This is a genomic window from Bradyrhizobium sp. AUGA SZCCT0177, assembly GCF_018130125.1.
Lineage (GTDB): Bacteria > Pseudomonadota > Alphaproteobacteria > Rhizobiales > Xanthobacteraceae > Bradyrhizobium.
On the sequence record NZ_JAFCMA010000016.1, the window covers coordinates 40173 to 58409 of the forward strand.

Below are 18237 nucleotides of genomic sequence, written 5' to 3' on the forward strand. Positions count from 1 at the left end.
CCTTCACATCACTTGCACATCACTTGGTGACTTCGATGTTCCAATGCACCGGGACCGGCGCCATCAACAGCCCCTTGACGTTCTTGCGAATGGCAATCGGCTGGACATACTCACCGACCGGGATCATGGCCGTGATCTCGATATTACGCTTCTGCACCGCTTCCGCGATCTGTTTCTGCTTTGCCAGATCGGTTGTTCGAGCGAAATCGTCGCGCAGCTTCTCCATTTCCGGGTCGCAGGGCCATCCGAACGAAGCCTTGTCGCACCCCGAATTCACATAGGCGGCAGAGACCGGGTTCATCACGTCGGCCACGACCCAGGCCGTCAGGAAGGCGTTCCAGCCACCGGCGCTCGGTGGATCCTTCTTGGCGCGGCGCGCAACGAGGGTCTGCCAGTCCATCGACTGCATGTCGACCTTGAAGCCGCCTTTCTCCATCAGTGATTTCGCCACTGGCGCGAGGTTGGTCAGAGCCTTCAGGTCGGTGGAGTGCATCAGCAGGACGGGCGTGCCGTCATAGCCCGCTTCCTTCAAGAGCTCCTGCGACTTCTTGGCGTTCGAGTTGAGAATGGCATCCGTTCCATTGGTCGTCCCGAACTGGGTGTCGCAGACGAACAGCGCCTTGCAAGCCTTGATGTAGTTCTCGTCACCGATGGTCGCCATCAGGAAGTCTTCCTGATTGAAGGCGTACCATAGCGCCTGGCGGATTTTCGGGTTGTCGAACGGCTTGTGCAGGTGGTTGGGGCGGAAGACGTACTGCGCCTTGATCTGCGGTACCTGGACGATCGCGATATTGGCATCCTTCTTCAGGGTACCAAGGAGATCATGGCTGGGTTGCTCGATGTAGTCGATCTCACCCTTTTGCAGCGCGTTGACCGCCTGCTGCGCGTCGGAAATGGCGCGCCACTCGACGCGGTCCACCTTGACGACCTTGCCGCCGGCAAGACCCGATGCGGGCTCGGCGCGCGGCTTGTACTTATCGAACTTGACGTAGACGGTCTTGTCGCCCGGCTTCCATTCATCCTTGACGAAGACGAACGGGCCGGAGCCGGTGAAATCCTCGATCTGCTTGTTGGCGTCCGTATCGGCGACGCGCTTGGGCATCATGAACGGCACGTTGGACGAGGGCTTTGACAGGCCGAGCAGCACGAGGCCTGTCGGTTCCTTGAGCTTGATGGTGAAAGTTTTGGCATCGACCGCGTCGATGGAGTCGACGAAGGTCATCATCTTCTGACCGAGCGAGTCCTTGACTGCCCAGCGCTTGATCGAAGCGATGCAGTCTTCCGATGTCACCGGCTTGCCGTCGTGCCACAGCAGTCCGTCGCGCAGCGTGAAGGTGTAACTTTTGCCGTCCGCCGCGGCTTCGTACTTCTCGACCATCTGCGGCTTGATCTCGCCCTTTTCATCCTGCGCGAGAAGCGTGTCGTAAATCATGTAGCCATGGTTGCGGACGATGTAGGCCGTGGTCCAGATCGGATCCAGAATCTTCAGATCCGAGTGCATGACGGCGCGCAAGGTAGTCTGGGCCAACGCTGGCGCCGCCACCGTCATCAGGCTGCCGACGCAAGTCGCAGCCAGAATTGTTTTTCTGAACGCATTCATTCCTTCACCTCCATTGTCGCTCGGCGCCCGAACGCTTTTTCTTGTTCGGGCCCCCTGCCCGGTTTCTGACCGGACTATAGGGTCGATCTTGAGCTTCACAACACCCTTTTGGTCCGACGATACGGATGACGCCGGCGTTCAGGTGGAAGTCGGGATAGCCCTCATCCGCGCCTGGCTTGCGCTGGCCGCTGGACGGCCCTATCCGGCTCCGCCAGCACGCCTTCACAAATATCTACAATCAAGAATGATGCCAGAATTCCCATTCCCCGATCCGCTGCGGCGAAAGTCTGACGGCGGGATATTTTCCCTTTACAAAATCCCTGCCGGTCCCTCTCGTACGGACCGATCGGCACCGAGCCCAAACATTCCGGCCGAACCGGGAGAATCCAGATGAATCCTGCCAACCTTCCCTTTGATTCCGAGACCATGCTGCAGGGGCTGCGGACCTGGGTCGAATGCGAAAGCCCCACCTGGGACGCCGGCGCGGTCGACCGCATGCTTGATCTTGCAGCGCGGGAGATGGCCATCATGGGTGCGACCATCGAACGCATCGCCGGGCGGCAGGGCTTTGCCGGCTGCGTCCGCGCGCGCTTTCCCCACCCGAAGCAGGGCGAACCCGGCATCCTGATCGCCGGCCATCTCGATACCGTCCATCCCGTCGGCACGCTGCAAAAGCTGGCGTGGCGGCGCGAGGGCAACAAATGCTACGGCCCGGGCATATTCGACATGAAGGGCGGCAACTACCTCAGCCTGGAGGCAATCCGGCAATTGGCGCGCGCCTCGTTCACGACGCCGCTGCCGATCACGGTACTGTTCACGCCGGACGAAGAGGTCGGCACGCCATCGACCCGCGACATCATCGAGGCCGAAGCCGCCCGCAACAAATACGTGCTGGTGCCGGAGCCGGGTCGTCCCAACAACGGCGTCGTCACCGGACGATATGCGATTGCCCGGTTCAATCTCGAAGCGATCGGCAAGCCGAGCCATGCCGGCGCCACGCTCTCATCCGGCCGTTCCGCGATCCGCGAGATGGCACGCCAGATTATCGCCATCGATGCCATGACGACTGAAGATTGCACTTTTTCGGTCGGCATCGTGCATGGTGGCCAGTGGGTGAACTGCGTCGCCACCACCTGCACCGGCGAGGCGCTCAGCATGGCCAAGCGGCAGGCAGATCTCGATCGCGGCGTCGAGCGCATGCTCGCGCTTTCCGGGACCAGCAATGACGTCACGTTCAAGGTCACCCGTGGCGTGACCCGGCCGGTGTGGGAGCCTGACGCCGGCACGATGGCGCTCTACGAACAGGCGCGCAACGTGGCCCGCAGCCTGGGCGTCGAGCTGCCGCACGCCAGCGCCGGCGGCGGCTCCGACGGCAACTTTACTGGCGCGATGGGTATCCCAACCCTCGATGGCCTGGGCGTTCGCGGTGCCGACGCGCATACGCTCAACGAACATATCGAAGTCGACAGTCTCGCCGAGCGTGGCCGCTTGATGGCGGGGTTGCTGGCGACATTGACGTGAGTGCCAGGCATCTCTCCCCATCATTGCCTGCGGCAAACGCAGAGCGTTTGCGCATGGGAGCAACGCTCCCAGGCAATGCCTAACGGCGCAAGCCGCTGCATGGATTGCTTCCGCCTTCGCTCGTTGAGCTACGGCGGACAGGTCGCTTCGCTCGCAATGACGCATGGGGCGGCATGCAAAACGGAATTGCTCCACGGCTTGCGCTTGGCGCAATGACACGCTTAACGTCCCCCAACGAGTGCACCGGTGAGAAAACTTGATGACCCGCATTGCCGTTGGTGCCTTTCTGCACGAGACCAACACGTTCGCGCCGACCAAGGCGACCTATGACGATTTCGTTCATGGTGGCGGATGGCCGTCGATGGCGCATGGCGCCGACGTGCTCAAGGTGATGCGCAAGGTCAATATTGGCCTTGCCGGCTTTGTCGAAGCCGCCGAGGCCAATGGCTGGGAGCTGGTGCCGACGATCTCGGCGGCCGCTGTTCCATCAGCCCATGTCACCAAGGATGCCTTCGAACGCATCATGAAGGAAATGGTCGACGGCATCGCAGCGGCCGCACCGATCGATGCCGTCTATCTCGACCTGCACGGCGCCATGGTCACTGAACATTACGACGACGGCGAAGGCGAAACGCTTGCCCGGGTGCGCAAGGTGATCGGCAAGGACCTGCCGCTGGTCGTCAGCCTCGACCTCCATGCCAACGTCTCGCCCGAGATGATGGAACATGCGGATGCGCTCATCGCCTACCGCACCTACCCTCACGTCGACATGGCCGACACCGGCCGGGCCTGTGCAAAGCATCTGGCGCTGATGCTCAAGACAAAGGCGCGTTACGCAAAAGCCTTCCGGCAATTGCCGTTCCTGATTCCGATCAGCTGGCAATGCACCAACGACCAGCCGACCAAAGGCATCTATGAAAAACTGGCGGCGCTGGAGAGCGCTTCAGTTCCGACGCTGTCATTCGCGCCCGGATTTCCGGCCGCCGATTTCAGGGATTGTGGCCCCAGCGTATTCGCCTACGGCGCGACGCAGGCCGATGCGGATGCCGCCGCCGACCAAGTCGTAGCGCTGGTCGAGAGTCACGAGGACGATTTCGACGGCCGTATCTATTCGCCCGACGACGGCGTGCGCCACGCCATGGAATTGGCCAAGAACGCCAGCAAGCCGATCGTCATCGCCGACACCCAGGACAATCCCGGCGCCGGCGGCGATTCCGACACGACAGGAATGCTGCGGGCGCTGGTCCGCAACAAGGCGACGCGAGCGGCGACCGGCGTGATCTATGATCCGGAGTCAGCCAAGGCCGCGCATGCCGCGGGCGTCGGCGCGACCGTGACGCTTTCGCTCGGCGGCAAGTCCGGCATCCCGGGCGACGCGCCGTATCAGGAAACGTTCGTCGTCGAAAAACTGTCGGACGGCAAGTTCGTGGCGTCCGGCCCCTATTATGGCGGCCGCGACATGGAGATGGGACCGTCGGCGTGCCTGCGCATCGGCGATGTCCGTGTGGTCGTGAGTTCCTACAAGGCGCAACTCGCCGACCAGGCGATGTACCGCTATGTCGGGATCGAACCGACCGAACAGGCGATCCTGGTCAACAAGAGTTCGGTGCACTTCCGCGCCGACTTTGAGTCGATCGCCGAAAAACTGCTGATCTGCGCCGCGCCCGGCGCGATGCCGGCCGATACCGCCGCCCTGCCCTGGACGCGGCTGCGTCCGGGTATCCGCATCAAGCCGAACGGCCCTGCTTTTGCGACTCCAGCCAAATCTCGTTCAACCGTAACCGGATAAACAGACATGCCCACCATCGAACGCATCGACGGCTATGCCGAAGAACTCACCGCTATCAGGCGCGATCTTCATGCCCATCCCGAGATCGGCTTCGAGGAGGTCCGCACCTCAGGCATCGTCGCCGACAAGCTGACGCAATGGGGCATCGAGGTGCATCGCGGCCTTGGCGGCACCGGCGTCGTCGGCGTGCTCAAGGGCAAGGGCAACAGCGGCATGAAAATCGGCCTGCGCGCCGACATGGACGCGCTGCCGATGGAAGAGAACACCAATCTGCGCTGGCGCTCGACCATTCCCGGCCGCTTCCACGGCTGCGGCCATGACGGCCACACCACCATGCTGCTCGGCACCGCGCGCTATCTCGCCGAGACCAAAAACTTCGACGGCACCGTGCATTTCATCTTCCAGCCCGCCGAAGAAGGTCTCGGCGGCGCTCGCGCGATGATCAAGGACGGCCTGTTCCAGAAATTTCCCTGCGACGAGGTCTACGGCCTGCACAACGCGCCTGACCTGAACCACGGCGAGATCGCGATCCTGCCGGGCCCGGCGATGGCGGGCGCCGATTTCTTCGACATCACGATCGACGGCTACGGCGCCCATGGCGCGATGCCGGAACGCTCCAAGGATGCCGTGATCATCGCGACCACGCTGGCGCAGGCGCTGCAGACCGTCGTCAGCCGCAACGTCCCTCCGCATCACCCGGCGGTGCTGTCGATCACGCAGATCCATGCCGGCTCGGCCTACAACGTCATTCCCGGCCAGGCCAAGCTGTGCGGCACCGTCCGCGCTTTCGATGACGGCGTGCGCGCACTGATCCGCGAGCGCATGCGCGCGATCTGCGCCGGCATCGCTGCGGCGTTCCAGTGCGAGATCACTGCCGACATCCGCGACACCTTCAGCGTGCTGGTGAACCAGGAAGAGCAGTCGCGGATCGTTGAGGCGGTGGCGCGTACGGTGGTCGATCCGGACAAGGTGATCACCCGCACCGAGCCGAAAATGGGCAGCGAGGATTTCGCCGACATGATGCAGGCGGTGCCCGGCGCCTATTTCTGGGTCGGCCATGAAGGCTCGGTGCCGGTGCACAATCCCGGTTACGTCCTCGACGACAAGATCCTGCCGATCGGCGCCAGCATGTTCGCGCGCATCATCGAGACCCGTATGCCAGTAGGTTAGGTGGTCATGCATAAAACCAAAAAAGAAGAAGAGGTCACGTCGCTGCACGATCTCAGCGCCGTCGACCTTCTCGCCGGCTATCGCGCCAAGCAGTTCTCACCGTCCGAAGTGCTGGAGGAAGTGCTGGCGCATGTCGCGGCGTGGGAGCCGCACATCAAGGCGCTCTATTTGCTCGACCCCGAGGGCGCGCGCACCGTCGCCAAGGCCTCGACCGAACGCTGGCAGAAGGGCGAGCCTGTCGGCACGCTCGACGGCGTGCCGGTGACCATCAAGGACAATATCGCCACCAAGGACCAGCCGGTGCCGCTCGGCGCCGCCAGCGTCAAGCTGGTGCCTTCACCGAAGGACGCGCCGCCCGCCGCACGGCTGCGCGAAGCCGGCTCCATCATCTTCTCCAAGACGACGATGCCGGATTACGGCATGCTGTCGTCGGGCCTTTCGAGCTTCCATCCCCTCACCCGCAATCCCTGGGACCTCAGCAAGAACCCCGGCGGATCCTCTTCCGGCGCCGGCGCCACCGGCGCGGCCGGTTACGGTCCGCTGCATCTCGGAACGGATATCGGCGGCTCTGTGCGGCTGCCGGCCTGCTGGTGCGGCCTGGTCGGGCTGAAGCCCAGCCTCGGGCGCGTTCCGATGGAGCCGTTCTATGTCGGCCGCGTCGCGGGGCCGATGACCCGCACCGTCGACGATGCGGCGCTGATGATGAGCGTGCTGTCGCGGCCGGACCGGCGCGACGGCATGAGCCTGCCCGCGCATGAGATCAACTGGAAGGGGCTCGACAAATCGCCGCGCAAAGTGCGGATCGGGTTGATGCTCGATGCCGGCACCGGTCAGCCGCTGGAGAAGGAAGTGCGCGAGGTCGCAGTCAAGGCCGCCAAGGCGTTCGAATCCGCCGGCGCGGTCGTTACCGAAATCGACGGCATATTGACGCGTGAGATGCTCGACGGGATCGACAATTTCTTTCGCGCGCGAAGCTGGGACGATATTTCCAGGCTGACGCCGGAGGAGCGCGCCAAGACGTTGCCTTACATCCTTCAATGGGCAGAGGCCGGCGCGAAGCTCTCAGGCCTTGATGTCATCAGGGGCTTCAACGCCACCATGGCGATCCGCACCGCCGCGGCAAAACTGTTCTGCGATCTCGATTACGTAGTTTCTCCGGTGTCGCCGGTGGTGAACTTCCCGGCCGAGTTCGCCTCCCCGGTCAACGATCCCACGAAACCGTTCGAGCACATCGCCTATACCGTGCCGTGGAATATGTCGGAGAACCCGGCCGTCTCGATCAATGGCGGCTACGACAAGAAGGGCTTTCCGATCGGCGTGCAGATCGTCGGCCGGCGGTTCGACGATCTCGGCGTGCTCGGCATGGCCAAGGCGTTCGAAGGCCTGCGCGGCCCGCAAAAGCCGTGGCCGGCCCCGCCGAAGAAGTAGTTTTCTCCGTCATTCCGGGGCGTTGCGCAGCAACGAGCCCGGAATCTCGAGATTCCGGGTTCGCCGCTTTGCGACGCCCCGGAATGACGGGTACAAATCACCAAACAAAGATACAGCAGAGGAAACCCCATGGCGTATGAGACCATCAAGTACGAGGTCGCCGAGCAGATTCTCACCATCACCTTGAACCGGCCCGACAAGCTCAACGCCTTCAACGGCACCATGCAGCAGGAATTGATCGACGCGTTCGACGCGGCCGACAAGGACGACAATGTCAGGGCCATCATCGTGACCGGCGCGGGGCGCGGGTTCTGCGCCGGCGCTGATCTGTCCTCCGGCGCCAACACCTTCGACCGCGACGCGCGGCGCGGGCCGGTGAAGCGGCTGGCCGACGGCACGGTGGATTACAGCGATCCGCAGGTGCGCGACGGCGGCGGACAGGTGACGCTGCGCATCTTCAAATGCTTAAAACCCGTGATCGCGGCGGTGAACGGCCCGGCGGTCGGCATCGGCGTCACCATGCAGCTCGCGATGGACATCCGCATTGCGAGCGAAGCCGCGCGCTTCGGTTTTGTGTTCTCCCAACGCGGCATCGTGCCCGAGGCTGCCTCAAGCTGGTTCCTGCCGCGCCTCGTCGGCATCGCCCAGGCGCTGGAGTGGTGCTACACCGGTCGCGTCTTCCCGGCGCAGGAAGCCCTCGCCGGCCGCCTCGTCAGCAAGGTGGTGCCGCCGGATGATTTGCTGCCGACCGCCCGCGCGCTCGCCAAGGAAATCGCCGCCAAGACCGCGCCGGTCTCGGTGGCGCTGATCCGCCAGATGATGTGGCGCATGATGGGCGCCGACGATCCGATGGAAGCGCACAAGGTCGACAGCCGCGGCATCTACGCCCGCGGCCGCTCTGATGACGTCAGGGAAGGCGTGGTGTCGTTTTTGGAAAAGCGCCCGGCGCAATTCAAGAACAAGGTTTCATCAGATATGCCCGACTACTACCCGTGGTGGGACGAGCGGGAGTATAAGTGACGGCGAAGCCGTCATCCCGGGGCGATGCGAAGCATCGAACCCGGGATCTCGAGATTCCGGGTTCGATGCTCTGCATCGCCCCGGAATGACGGACGATGGAAATGCCCGAAAATAATGACGGTGTCATCCTGCTGCACGGCATCAGCAGGACGGCCCTGTCATTCCGGAAAATGCAGACCGCGCTCGAGGCCGCCGGCTTCGCCACGCTGAACATCGACTATCCCAGCCGCCATCACGCGCTCGAACCGTTGGCTGAGCATATCCATCCCGCCGTCACACACTTAGCCGCTGGGATCGCAGGCCAGCTTCATTTCGTCGGCCATTCGATGGGCGGCTTGCTCGCCCGCGTCTACATTTCCAGATATCGGCCGCAGCATTTGGGCCGCGTGGTGATGCTCGGTACGCCCAATGGCGGTAGCGAGATCGCCGATCGCCTGAAGAACGTGTCGCTCTACCGCGCCTGGTTCGGGCCCGCCAGTGAGCAACTCGTGACCCGGCGCGATGCCGCAACCGGCGCATTGTTTCCGCCGGTCGATTACCCTGTCGGCATCATCGCGGGAAACCGGTCGCTCGATCCGACCGCTGCGCTGTTCCTGCAAAAGCCGCATGACGGCCCGGTGTCGGTGGAGAACACCAAGCTCGACGGGATGACCGACCACATCGTGATAGGCACGGCGCATCCCTGGCTGCCAAGGAATAATGCGGCGATTGCGCAGACGATTGCGTTTCTGAGGGATGGCAGGTTTGGCAGACAAGAGAGCGGATGAGAAGGAGCCAACTCTCCTCACGTCGTCCCGGCCTTGAGCCGGGACCCATAGCCACCGGCTTTAGTTTTGCGAAGAGCGTCTGCCACTTTGCTTCCTCGCTACATCACGCGGTATGGGTCCCGGCTCAAGGCCGGGACGACAAGGTCACCCCATCGTCAGCGCCACGCGGCCGATGGCCTTGCGGTCGATCAACAGCCGCATCGCGCGGGCGTAGTCTTCCAGCGGCAGGCGGTGGGAGATGTTGGGGCGGATTTTTCCGGCTTCCGCCCACTCCGTCAGCACTTTGATCCTGACCTCGCCGAGCGCGGGATTTTTCCGCACCGCTTCGCCGGCGCGCACGCCGAGCACGCTGGCGCCCTTGATCATCAGGAGATTGGTTTTGGCGAGCCCGATGCCGCCGGTGAATCCGATGATCAAGAGGCGCGCGCCCCAGTTGATGCAGCGCATCGAGTTCTCGAACACCTCGCCGCCGACGGGGTCAAACACGACATCCGCGCCGCGCCCGTCGGTGATGCGCTTGACCGCGTCGCGAAACGGTTCCTGGTCATAGCGCACGAGATGATCGGCGCCCCTCGCCCTGGCGATCGCAAGTTTCTCGTCGCTTGATGCGGTCGCGATCACGGTGGCCCCCAGCAGCTTGCCGATCTCGACCGCCGCTAGTCCCACGCCGCCACCGGCGCCATGCACGAGCAGCACTTCACCCGGCTGAAGCTGCCCGCGATCGATCAGCGCGTGATAGGCCGTGCCGTGGCCGGCCAGGAACGTCGCGCCCTCCGCATAGTCGAAGGTCGAGGGCAGCGGCACGAGTTGCGACGGCGTGGCCACGGCCTCGTCGCAATAGGCGCCGTGACGCATCTTGACGATCACCTTGTCGCCGACCTTGACACCCGTCGCATCGTTCACCTCGACGACATCGCCGGCGGCTTCAACGCCGGGCGTGAACGGCAATGGCGGTTTGAGCTGGTATTGACCCGCCGCCATCAATATGTCCGGAAAATTGATCCCGGCGGCGCGGATCGCAACACGCACCTGCCCTGGCGCCAACGGTGCACTGTCAACGGTTTCCAAGCGCAGGCTTTCGGGCGGGCCGAGTTCGCGGCAGACGACGGCTTTCGGCATCAGGCAGCCTTCTCTTGCAGCCGCTGCACAGCTTCGCGGATCAGCGGCATGCGGTCGTTGCCAAAATACATGTCGGTCTTGCCGACGAAGATGGTCGGCGATCCAAAGCCGCCCCGCGCCATCACCTCATCGGTGTTGGCCTTGAGCTGGTCCTTGATCGCCTGCTCGCCAATGCCGGCAAAGAACTTGACGTGATCGACGCCGACGCTCTTGCAGACTTCCGTCAATACCGAGTCCTGCGAAATGTCCTTGTCGCCGCCCCAATAGGTCTCGAACACGGCGCGCGCGAACGGCACCATGTGCCTTTCAGATTCTTTGCCCAGCCAGATGCAGCCGCGCATCGCCTTGACGCTGTTCACCGGAAACACCGTCGGCGGCATCTTGATCGCAAGCCCCGCGGAGCGCGCCCAGTCGGCAATATCCTTTTTCATGTAACGCGCCTTCAGCGGCACCGGCGTTTCGCGCTGGGCGTAAACGCTGGGATTGACCGTGTTGAAGATGCCGCCGACCAGGATCGGCCGCCACGAAATCTCGACGCCGAGCTCTTTTGCAAGCGGCTGGATGTTGTGGAAGGCGAGATAGGTCCAGGGACTGGAACAGTCGAAGAAGAATTCGATCATGGCATTTCCTTTTTGTGTTTCTAGGCCGTCATACAAGCGAAGCAATCCATCGCACGGCATAACGGATGGATGGATTGCTTCGTCGCTTCGCTCCTCGCAATGACGGCGCGGCTGGTTCTTACTTCCGCCCGGCCATTTCCTTTGCCTTCTGGCCAAACATGTTCCTGCGCGCTTCCTCGTCGAATGGTTCTTTCACGAACTTGCCGATCGCCAATCCCGCCTGCACCTGCGGCCGGGCGCGCACGACGGCGTACCAGCGCTTGATGTTGGGATAATCGTCGAGCGTAAAGCCCTGTGCCTTGTGGGTCATGGTCCAGGGGAAGCAGGCGATGTCGGCGATCGAATATTCAGCGCCGGCGATATAGGCCCCGGTCTTGCCGAGCTGCGTGTCAAGCACGCGATAGAGCCGCGCGGCTTCATCCCGGTAGCGCTCGATGGCGTATGGGATTTTTTCCTGCGCATAAAGCGCAAAATGGCCGTGCTGGCCGAGCATGGGCCCGAGCCCACTCATCTGCCACATCACCCACTGCACCGCGTGGGAGCGGCCGCGCATGTCCGCAGGGAGAAAACGGCCGGTCTTTTCCGCGAGATAGATCAGGATCGCGCCCGTCTCGAACACCGAGAACGGCGCGCCGCCGTCGGCCGGCGCATGGTCGACGATGGCCGGAATGCGGTTGTTGGGACTGATCGCCAAAAATTCCGGCCTGAACTGCTCGCCGGCGCGGATGTTGACCGGGATCACGGTATAGGGGAGCCCGAGTTCCTCCAGCATGATCGAGATTTTCCAGCCATTCGGCGTCGGCGCGTAGTGCAGGTCGATCATGGTTTCCCCAGCCTCCGGGATTTTCGAATTATTCCCGGTAAAGGCGACTTTTGTTGTTCTGTACTGACATCATAAGACATGGCAGACAGGCGCTCAATCAGAACCACTCGGGAGGCTCCCATGCTGTTTCCAACGACGATCGCAGGCTCACTTCCCAAGCCGGAATGGCTGGCCGAGCCGAACACGCTATGGGCGCCCTGGAAATCCAAGGGCGATGAACTCGCCCGCGCCAAGCGCGACGCCACCATGCTGGCGGTGAAGTTGCAGGAGGACTCCGGGGTCGATATCGTCACCGAGGGCGAGCAGGCCCGTCAGCATTTCGTCCACGGCTTTCTGGAAAAGGTCGACGGCATCGATTTCGCCCACAAGGTCGAAATGGGCATCCGCAAAGACCGCTACAAGGCAATGGTGCCGCAGGTGGTGGCGCCGCTGACGCTCAGGGGCCGCGTCCACGCCGATGAGGCCCGCGTCGCCCGCGCCCACACCAAACACAAGCTGAAATTCACTTTGCCCGGCCCGATGACCATCATCGACACCGTGGCGGACGGCCATTATGGCGACCGCGTCAAGATGGCATTCGCCTTCGCCGAACTATTGAACGAGGAAGCCAAGGCGTTGCAGGCCGACGGCGTCGATATCATCCAGTTCGACGAGCCCGCCTTTAACGTGTTCATGGACGAGGTTTCGGACTGGGGCATCAAGGCGCTGGAGCGCGCCGCGCAGGGGCTGACCTGCGCCACCGCCGTGCACATCTGCTACGGCTACGGCATCAAGGCCAACACCGACTGGAAGGAAACCCTGGGCAGTGAGTGGCGGCAGTACGAGGAGATTTTCCCGGCGATCGCCAAAAGCTCGATCCAGCAGGTCGCGATCGAGTGCCGCAATTCCAAGGTGCCGCTGGACTTGCTGGCGCTGTTGACCGGCAAGATCGTCCAGGCCGGCGTGATCGACGTCGCCAGCGACACGGTCGAGACCGCAGAAGACGTCGTCAAGGTGATCGACGCGGTGTCGAAATTCGTGCCGAAGGCCAACATCGTCGCGACGACGAACTGCGGCATGGCGCCGATGCGCCGGGATATCGCGGAGGCGAAGCTGGCGGCGCTGGGGGCTGGCGCGAAGCTGGCACGGCAGCAGTTGGGGTGAGCAGCGCTCCCAACCACCGTCATGGCCGGGCTTGACCCGGCCATCCACGTCTTTCTTTGATGAGCAAGGACGTGGATGCCGGCACAAGGCCGGGCATGACGAAGGATAGAGTCCGGCTCAAGCCGTCAATTCACCCGCACTCGGATGCAACACCGGCCGATACCCCGCGCCCAATGCACGCAGCGTCGACGGCGGCGTCAGCAGCATCGCGTTCTCGATCGCATGGCCCGCCTGTCGATAGCCTGCCATCAACCATTGCAGCCCCCTGCCCTGCATGATCAGAAAACTCTCCGCCCCCGCCTGCACCATCGCGCCATCAGGCAGCTTCTCGACCGGCATCGGCAATGGATGCAGCCGCTTCTTGCCTTTCTCCAGCCGCTCCCGATGCAGCACAGCGTCAATATCTCGCGCGAGGACATCGGCGGCGCCATTACCCTCTTCCCACGCCGCGCGAAAACGGTTGGCGTCGTCGCGGCGGCAGAAGAAACAGGGGCGATGGCCGGCCGCGAACGCGGTCGCTTCATCGAGGAAGAACAGTTCGGTCCAGCTGCGCGTGCCCATCACCTTGCGTCGCCATCCCCTGAACTCGCAGACACAGGTGATCCACGCCGGGCTCGCCCAGCGCTTTTTCAGCAGCGTTTTCGTTGCGGGATCATGGATGATGCCGCGGTTGCCGGTGAACAGGCCGCGGTGCGGATCGGCGACGATGTCGCCTGAGGGCGTGACGCGGTTTTGCAGCGGCATGGGTTTGCCCGGCTAGTTGCCTCGGGCGTCATTGCGAGGAGCGTCAGCGACAAAGCAATCCACACTTTCTTTGCCGCACGATGGATTGCTTCGCTGCGCTCGCAATGACGGCCGAGGAATTACCCCGCGCCGTCGCGGATCGGCGGCTGGAACGACAGCGCGGTGTCCCAGGGAAAGTGAATCCAGGTGTCCTGCGACACTTCGGTAATGAAGGTATCGACCAGCGGCTTGCCCTGTGGCTTGGCGTAGACAGCTGCGAAATGCGCCTCCGGCATCATCGAACGCACCAGCCGCCCGGTCTTGCCGGTATCGACGAGGTCGTCGACGATCAGCAGCCCCTTGCCGGTACCGCCGCCGAGTTTTGCCACATCAGCCGAAACGCCCTTCAGAGCCTTCAGGTCGCCCTGTCTGGTGTGGTCGTAGCTCGCAATGCAGACGGTATCGATGATGCGAATGCCGAGTTCGCGCGCAACGATGGCGGCCGGCACCAGCCCACCACGGGTAATCGCAATGATGGCATGAAACGGCCCGACCTCGTTGAGCCGCCAGGTCAACGCCCGGCAATCCCGGTGGAATTGATCCCACGACACCGGAAAGGCCTTCTCCGGCGGAGTGACTTTTTCACTGGTCATGACTTCGCTCCAAAACGATTGGCCACCTTGATCTCCTCAACTATAGCGACTTTGCCATCTCGCTGGTCGCCGACCAGCCCAGTTGCGCGTAGAGCGGCCGTCCCATCTTGGTGGCGTGCAGTATCGCGAACGCCACGCCTCGGCTGGCGAATTCCTGGTCCGCCCGGTCCATCAGCGCCTTGGCAATTCCCCGTTTGCGATGCGACGGCTCGACAAACACATTGAGCACGTAGCCGCGCCTGTCCTGCGTCGGATGGGAGGGGCCCGGCGGCCACTCGATGGTCATCAGCCCGATTCCTGCGATAGGCTTGCCGTGTTCCTCGACGATATAGCCGAAATACGATCCGTCACCGAGGTGCTTGGCCAGCCAGGGTCGAAAATGCGCGGTCTGACTCTCCAAAATCGCTTCGGTCCTGCCCGGCGCGTCGGATTCGCGGAACATCTGTTCGCGGTGCCGGCACACCAGTTCGAGATCGTCTGATCGGATTGGCCTGGTCGAAATCATCGGTGCTATCGCGGCGTGTTCAAACCCGCCAGCATCTCCTTCACCGCAGCCATCGCGGCGGCGAGCTTGTCGGGATCGCGCGAGCGGACCACAAGATTGGTGTTCGGCTTCTTGTCTTCGTCCTGGAACGGATAGCTGCCGATGATGGTGTCGGGATGGGCACTCGCGATCGCGCGCAAGGGGCCGCCGATGTCGCCTTCCCGCGCATTCGCCCGGACCGAATCCGACAGCATCCGCACGCCCGATTTCAGCTTCGGCGCGACGATGTCCATCATCGCTTGCATGATGGTGGGAATACCGGCCATCACGATGACGTTGCCGAGCTTGAAGCCGGGGGCCAGGATGGTGGCGCTCTGGATCAGTTCGGCGCCATCGGGGACACGGGCCATGCGCAAGCGCGCCTCGTTCAGATCCTGTTCGGTCCAGCGCTCGCGGAATCGGGCCACCACTTCGGGGTGATGATCGATGCCGACGCCGAACGCCTTGGCGACGCTGTCGGCAGTGATGTCGTCATGGGTCGGCCCGATGCCACCGGTGGTAAAGACGTAATCGTAGCGCTTTCGCAGTGCATCAAGGGCGGCGATGATGTCGGCCTCCTCGTCGGCAACGACGCGGACTTCCTTGAGGTCGATCCCGATATTGGTCAGGTACTCGGCGATAAAGCCGATGTTCTTGTCCTTGGTCCGGCCGGACAGGATCTCGTCACCAATGACCAGAATACCCGCTGTGACGATCTCACTCATTTCCAATCCTCGTCTTATCCCCTGACCTTGCGCATCCAACGCATTGAAGTCACGGGGCTTTGCTGCCGAAATAAGCACCCGGAAGCCGATTTTTGAGGCAGCACGGGGAAACAACCCCATACCAAATGCCCCAGCCCATGCATATCGCGCTGGCCCGGCCCTTGCTACCATCCCGTGAAGTCATGCACTGTGTCGCATGGCTTCGAAAGATAGTCAGGATTTATGGCAGTCGCGTTTGATGAAATGAATGGCCCCGGCGGGGACCTCCGGCCCGCCTACCAGGAACTCTCCCGCTGGTTGAAGGAGACGCCTCCGGACGCCCTTGAATATCGCCGCCAGGAAGCGGAGTTGCTGTTCCGCCGGATCGGCATCACCTTCGCCGTCTATGGCGACGCCGAAGCCCAGGAACGGCTGATCCCCTTCGATGTGATCCCCCGGATCATGTCGGCCAAGGAATGGACGCTGCTGGAAAAGGGCCTGAAGCAGCGGGTCCGCGCCCTCAACATGTTCCTGCGCGACATCTATCACGGCCGCGACATCCTGCGCGCCAATATCATCCCCGACGACCTGATTTTCCAGAATCCGGTCTTCCGCCCCGAGATGAATGGCCAGGACGTCCCCCACGACGTCTACGTCCATATCGCCGGGATCGACATCGTCCGGGTCGACGCCGATAATTTCATCGTGCTGGAGGACAATGCGCGGACCCCGTCCGGCGTGTCCTACATGCTGGAAAACCGCGAAATCATGATGCGGCTGTTTCCGGACCTGTTCGCCCGCCACCGCGTCGCACCGGTGGAAAAATACCCCGACGAATTGCTGTCGGCGCTGCGCTCGGTGGCGCCGCTCTCCGCGTCCGCTGAGCCTGTGGTCGCGCTGATGACGCCCGGCGTCTACAACTCGGCCTATTACGAGCACTCGTTCCTGGCCGACAAGCTCGGCATCGAGCTGGTCGAGGGCCGCGACCTCATCGTCAAGAACGACGAGGTGTTCATGCGCACCACCGAGGGCCTCAAACGCGTCGATGTGATCTACCGCCGCGTCGACGACGACTTCCTGGATCCCCTGACCTTCCGCCCGGATTCCGCGCTCGGCGTGCCAGGGCTGATGTCGGCCTATGCGGCCGGCAACGTCACGCTGGCCAACGCGGTCGGCACCGGCATCGCCGACGACAAGGCGGTTTATTCCTACATGCCTGACATCGTGAAATTCTATCTCGGCGAAGAGCCGATCCTGAAGAACGTGCCGACCTGGCGCTGCCGCGAGCCGAAGGACCTCGCCTACGTGCTCGACAATCTCGGCGATCTCGTGGTCAAGGAAGTGCACGGCTCGGGCGGCTACGGCATGCTGATCGGCCCCGCCGCCACCAAGGCGACCATCGAGGCGTTCCGCGACAAGCTCAAGCGCGAGCCGGAGGGTTTTATCGCGCAGCCGACGCTGGCGCTGTCGACCTGCCCAACCTGCACCGCGTCGGGCCTCGCGCCGCGCCATGTCGACCTCCGGCCGTTCGTGCTGACCGGGCGCGATCACGTCACCATCGTGCCGGGCGGGCTGACCCGCGTGGCGCTGAAGGAAGGCTCCCTGGTGGTCAATTCGAGCCAGGGCGGCGGCACCAAGGACACCTGGATTCTGGACGAATAGAGATGCTGTCGCGCACCGCCGAAAACCTGTACTGGCTGGCCCGCTATGTCGAGCGCGCGGAATATCTCGCGCGCACCATCGACGCGACCTTGCGCGTGACCGCCCTTCCCGCCGCCTATATCGGCAAGACCAATGAATGGGATTCCGCGCTGTTGACCGCCGGCGTCAGCGCCAGCTTCTACGAAGCCTATCAGGAAGCCAACGAACAGAACGTCGTCGAGTACCTGGCGTTCTCGCCGTCCAACCCCTCCTCGATCAAGAATTGCATCGAGGCCGCCCGGCTCAATTCCCGCTCGGTGCGCACGGCACTGACGAGTGAGATGTGGGACACCATCAACTCGGCCTGGATCGAGCTGCAGGAGGTCTGGGGTAAAGGCACGTCGAGCCGGGAAGAGCTGGCGAGATTCCTGCGCTTCGTGCAGGAGACCTCGCTGCGCTTCGACGGTTCCGCTTACCGGACCATGCTGCGCAACGACGCCTACTGGTTCTCGCGCCTCGGGCTGCATCTGGAGCGCGCCGACAACACCGCCCGCATTCTCGACGTGAAATATCACGTGCTGCTGCCCGAGGAGGAACATGTCGGCGGTCCGCTGGATTATTACCAGTGGACCTCGATCCTGCGCTCGGTGTCGGCGCTGACGGCCTATCACTGGGTCTACCGCGAGACGCTGAAACCCTGGCTGATCGCTGATTTGCTGATCCTCAACGACACGCTGCCGCGCTCGCTGGCGAGCTGCTACAGCAATCTGGTGCGGAACCTCGACCAGATCGGCGTCGCCTATGGCCGCCAGGGCGCCTCCCAGCGCCACGCCCGCGGCGTCCGCAACCGGCTTGAACACAGCCATATGGACGATATCTTCCAGCATGGCGTCCATGAATTCATCCAGGAATTCATTGCGGACAACGCTCGGCTGGGTGAGATCATCACCAAGCAATATCTGATATGATGTACGTCATTCCGGGATGGTCCGA

General features: G+C 63.0%; 17 protein-coding genes. 9 read left to right on the forward strand and 8 right to left on the reverse strand.

Features of this window, described 5'->3' with window-relative positions; all coding sequences use genetic code 11:
- Positions 1-19: 19 nt before the first annotated feature.
- Positions 20-1600: an ABC transporter substrate-binding protein gene (locus JQ597_RS19595; RefSeq protein WP_212265861.1), complete on the reverse strand. Its 1581-nt coding sequence runs from the start codon at positions 1598-1600 to the stop codon at positions 20-22.
- Between the two features lie 390 nt (positions 1601-1990).
- On the opposite strand from JQ597_RS19595, the gene JQ597_RS19600 reads away from it, so the two are divergent.
- The 6 genes from JQ597_RS19600 (at position 1991) to JQ597_RS19625 (ending at position 9295) form a co-directional block, all read left to right on the forward strand.
- The gene (locus JQ597_RS19600) at positions 1991-3121 is read left to right on the forward strand and encodes a M20/M25/M40 family metallo-hydrolase (RefSeq protein ID WP_212265862.1); all 1131 of its coding nucleotides are present in this window, start codon (positions 1991-1993) and stop codon (positions 3119-3121) included.
- Positions 3122-3380: 259 nt separating this feature from the next.
- Entirely contained in the window at positions 3381-4910 is a 1530-nt protein-coding gene (locus JQ597_RS19605) for a M81 family metallopeptidase (RefSeq protein ID WP_212265863.1), read from the forward strand.
- Positions 4911-4916: 6 nt separating this feature from the next.
- Positions 4917-6080 (forward strand): M20 aminoacylase family protein, encoded by a 1164-nt coding sequence (locus JQ597_RS19610; RefSeq protein WP_212265864.1) that lies wholly within the window; start codon positions 4917-4919, stop codon positions 6078-6080.
- A gap of 6 nt (positions 6081-6086) precedes the next feature.
- A complete protein-coding gene (locus JQ597_RS19615) occupies positions 6087-7508 on the forward strand; it encodes an amidase (RefSeq protein WP_212265865.1) in 1422 nt (473 codons plus the stop codon).
- A gap of 129 nt (positions 7509-7637) precedes the next feature.
- Positions 7638-8528, forward strand: coding sequence for a crotonase/enoyl-CoA hydratase family protein (locus tag JQ597_RS19620; protein ID WP_192734048.1), 891 nt, complete (start codon positions 7638-7640; stop codon positions 8526-8528).
- 95 nt (positions 8529-8623) lie between these two features.
- The gene (locus JQ597_RS19625; RefSeq protein ID WP_212265866.1) at positions 8624-9295 is read left to right on the forward strand and encodes an alpha/beta hydrolase; all 672 of its coding nucleotides are present in this window, start codon (positions 8624-8626) and stop codon (positions 9293-9295) included.
- A 144-nt stretch (positions 9296-9439) separates the two neighbouring features.
- Here the strand turns inward: JQ597_RS19625 and JQ597_RS19630 are convergent, their stop codons facing one another.
- The 3 genes from JQ597_RS19630 to JQ597_RS19640 form a co-directional block, all read right to left on the reverse strand.
- Entirely contained in the window at positions 9440-10414 is a 975-nt protein-coding gene (locus JQ597_RS19630; protein ID WP_212265867.1) for an NADPH:quinone oxidoreductase family protein, read from the reverse strand.
- Entirely contained in the window at positions 10414-11034 is a 621-nt protein-coding gene (locus JQ597_RS19635) for a 2-hydroxychromene-2-carboxylate isomerase (protein ID WP_212265868.1), read from the reverse strand. Before JQ597_RS19635 ends, JQ597_RS19630 begins: the two co-directional genes overlap by 1 nt.
- Before the next feature lie 118 nt (positions 11035-11152).
- Positions 11153-11857 (reverse strand): glutathione binding-like protein, encoded by a 705-nt coding sequence (locus tag JQ597_RS19640; protein ID WP_212265869.1) that lies wholly within the window; start codon positions 11855-11857, stop codon positions 11153-11155.
- Positions 11858-11977: 120 nt separating this feature from the next.
- Here JQ597_RS19640 and JQ597_RS19645 point away from each other — a divergent pair, with 120 nt between their 5' ends.
- Positions 11978-13000: a methionine synthase gene (locus tag JQ597_RS19645; RefSeq protein WP_212265870.1), complete on the forward strand. Its 1023-nt coding sequence runs from the start codon at positions 11978-11980 to the stop codon at positions 12998-13000.
- Between the two features lie 117 nt (positions 13001-13117).
- On the opposite strand, the gene JQ597_RS19650 is transcribed toward JQ597_RS19645, so the two are convergent.
- From JQ597_RS19650 to JQ597_RS19665, 4 genes are all read right to left on the reverse strand, one after another.
- A complete protein-coding gene (locus tag JQ597_RS19650; RefSeq protein WP_212265871.1) occupies positions 13118-13744 on the reverse strand; it encodes a hypothetical protein in 627 nt (208 codons plus the stop codon).
- A gap of 119 nt (positions 13745-13863) precedes the next feature.
- Complete coding sequence (gpt, locus tag JQ597_RS19655) at positions 13864-14376, reverse strand: xanthine phosphoribosyltransferase (RefSeq protein ID WP_212265872.1); 513 nt, start codon at positions 14374-14376, stop codon at positions 13864-13866.
- Between the two features lie 40 nt (positions 14377-14416).
- Complete coding sequence (locus JQ597_RS19660; protein WP_212265873.1) at positions 14417-14881, reverse strand: GNAT family N-acetyltransferase; 465 nt, start codon at positions 14879-14881, stop codon at positions 14417-14419.
- A 5-nt stretch (positions 14882-14886) separates the two neighbouring features.
- Positions 14887-15624, reverse strand: coding sequence for a competence/damage-inducible protein A (locus JQ597_RS19665; protein ID WP_211996254.1), 738 nt, complete (start codon positions 15622-15624; stop codon positions 14887-14889).
- Positions 15625-15846: 222 nt separating this feature from the next.
- On the opposite strand from JQ597_RS19665, the gene JQ597_RS19670 reads away from it, so the two are divergent.
- Together JQ597_RS19670 and JQ597_RS19675 are read left to right on the forward strand one after the other, a co-directional pair.
- Complete coding sequence (locus JQ597_RS19670; protein ID WP_192734058.1) at positions 15847-17265, forward strand: circularly permuted type 2 ATP-grasp protein; 1419 nt, start codon at positions 15847-15849, stop codon at positions 17263-17265.
- A 2-nt stretch (positions 17266-17267) separates the two neighbouring features.
- Entirely contained in the window at positions 17268-18212 is a 945-nt protein-coding gene (locus JQ597_RS19675; protein WP_212265874.1) for an alpha-E domain-containing protein, read from the forward strand.
- The last annotated feature ends 25 nt before the right edge of the window (positions 18213-18237 follow it).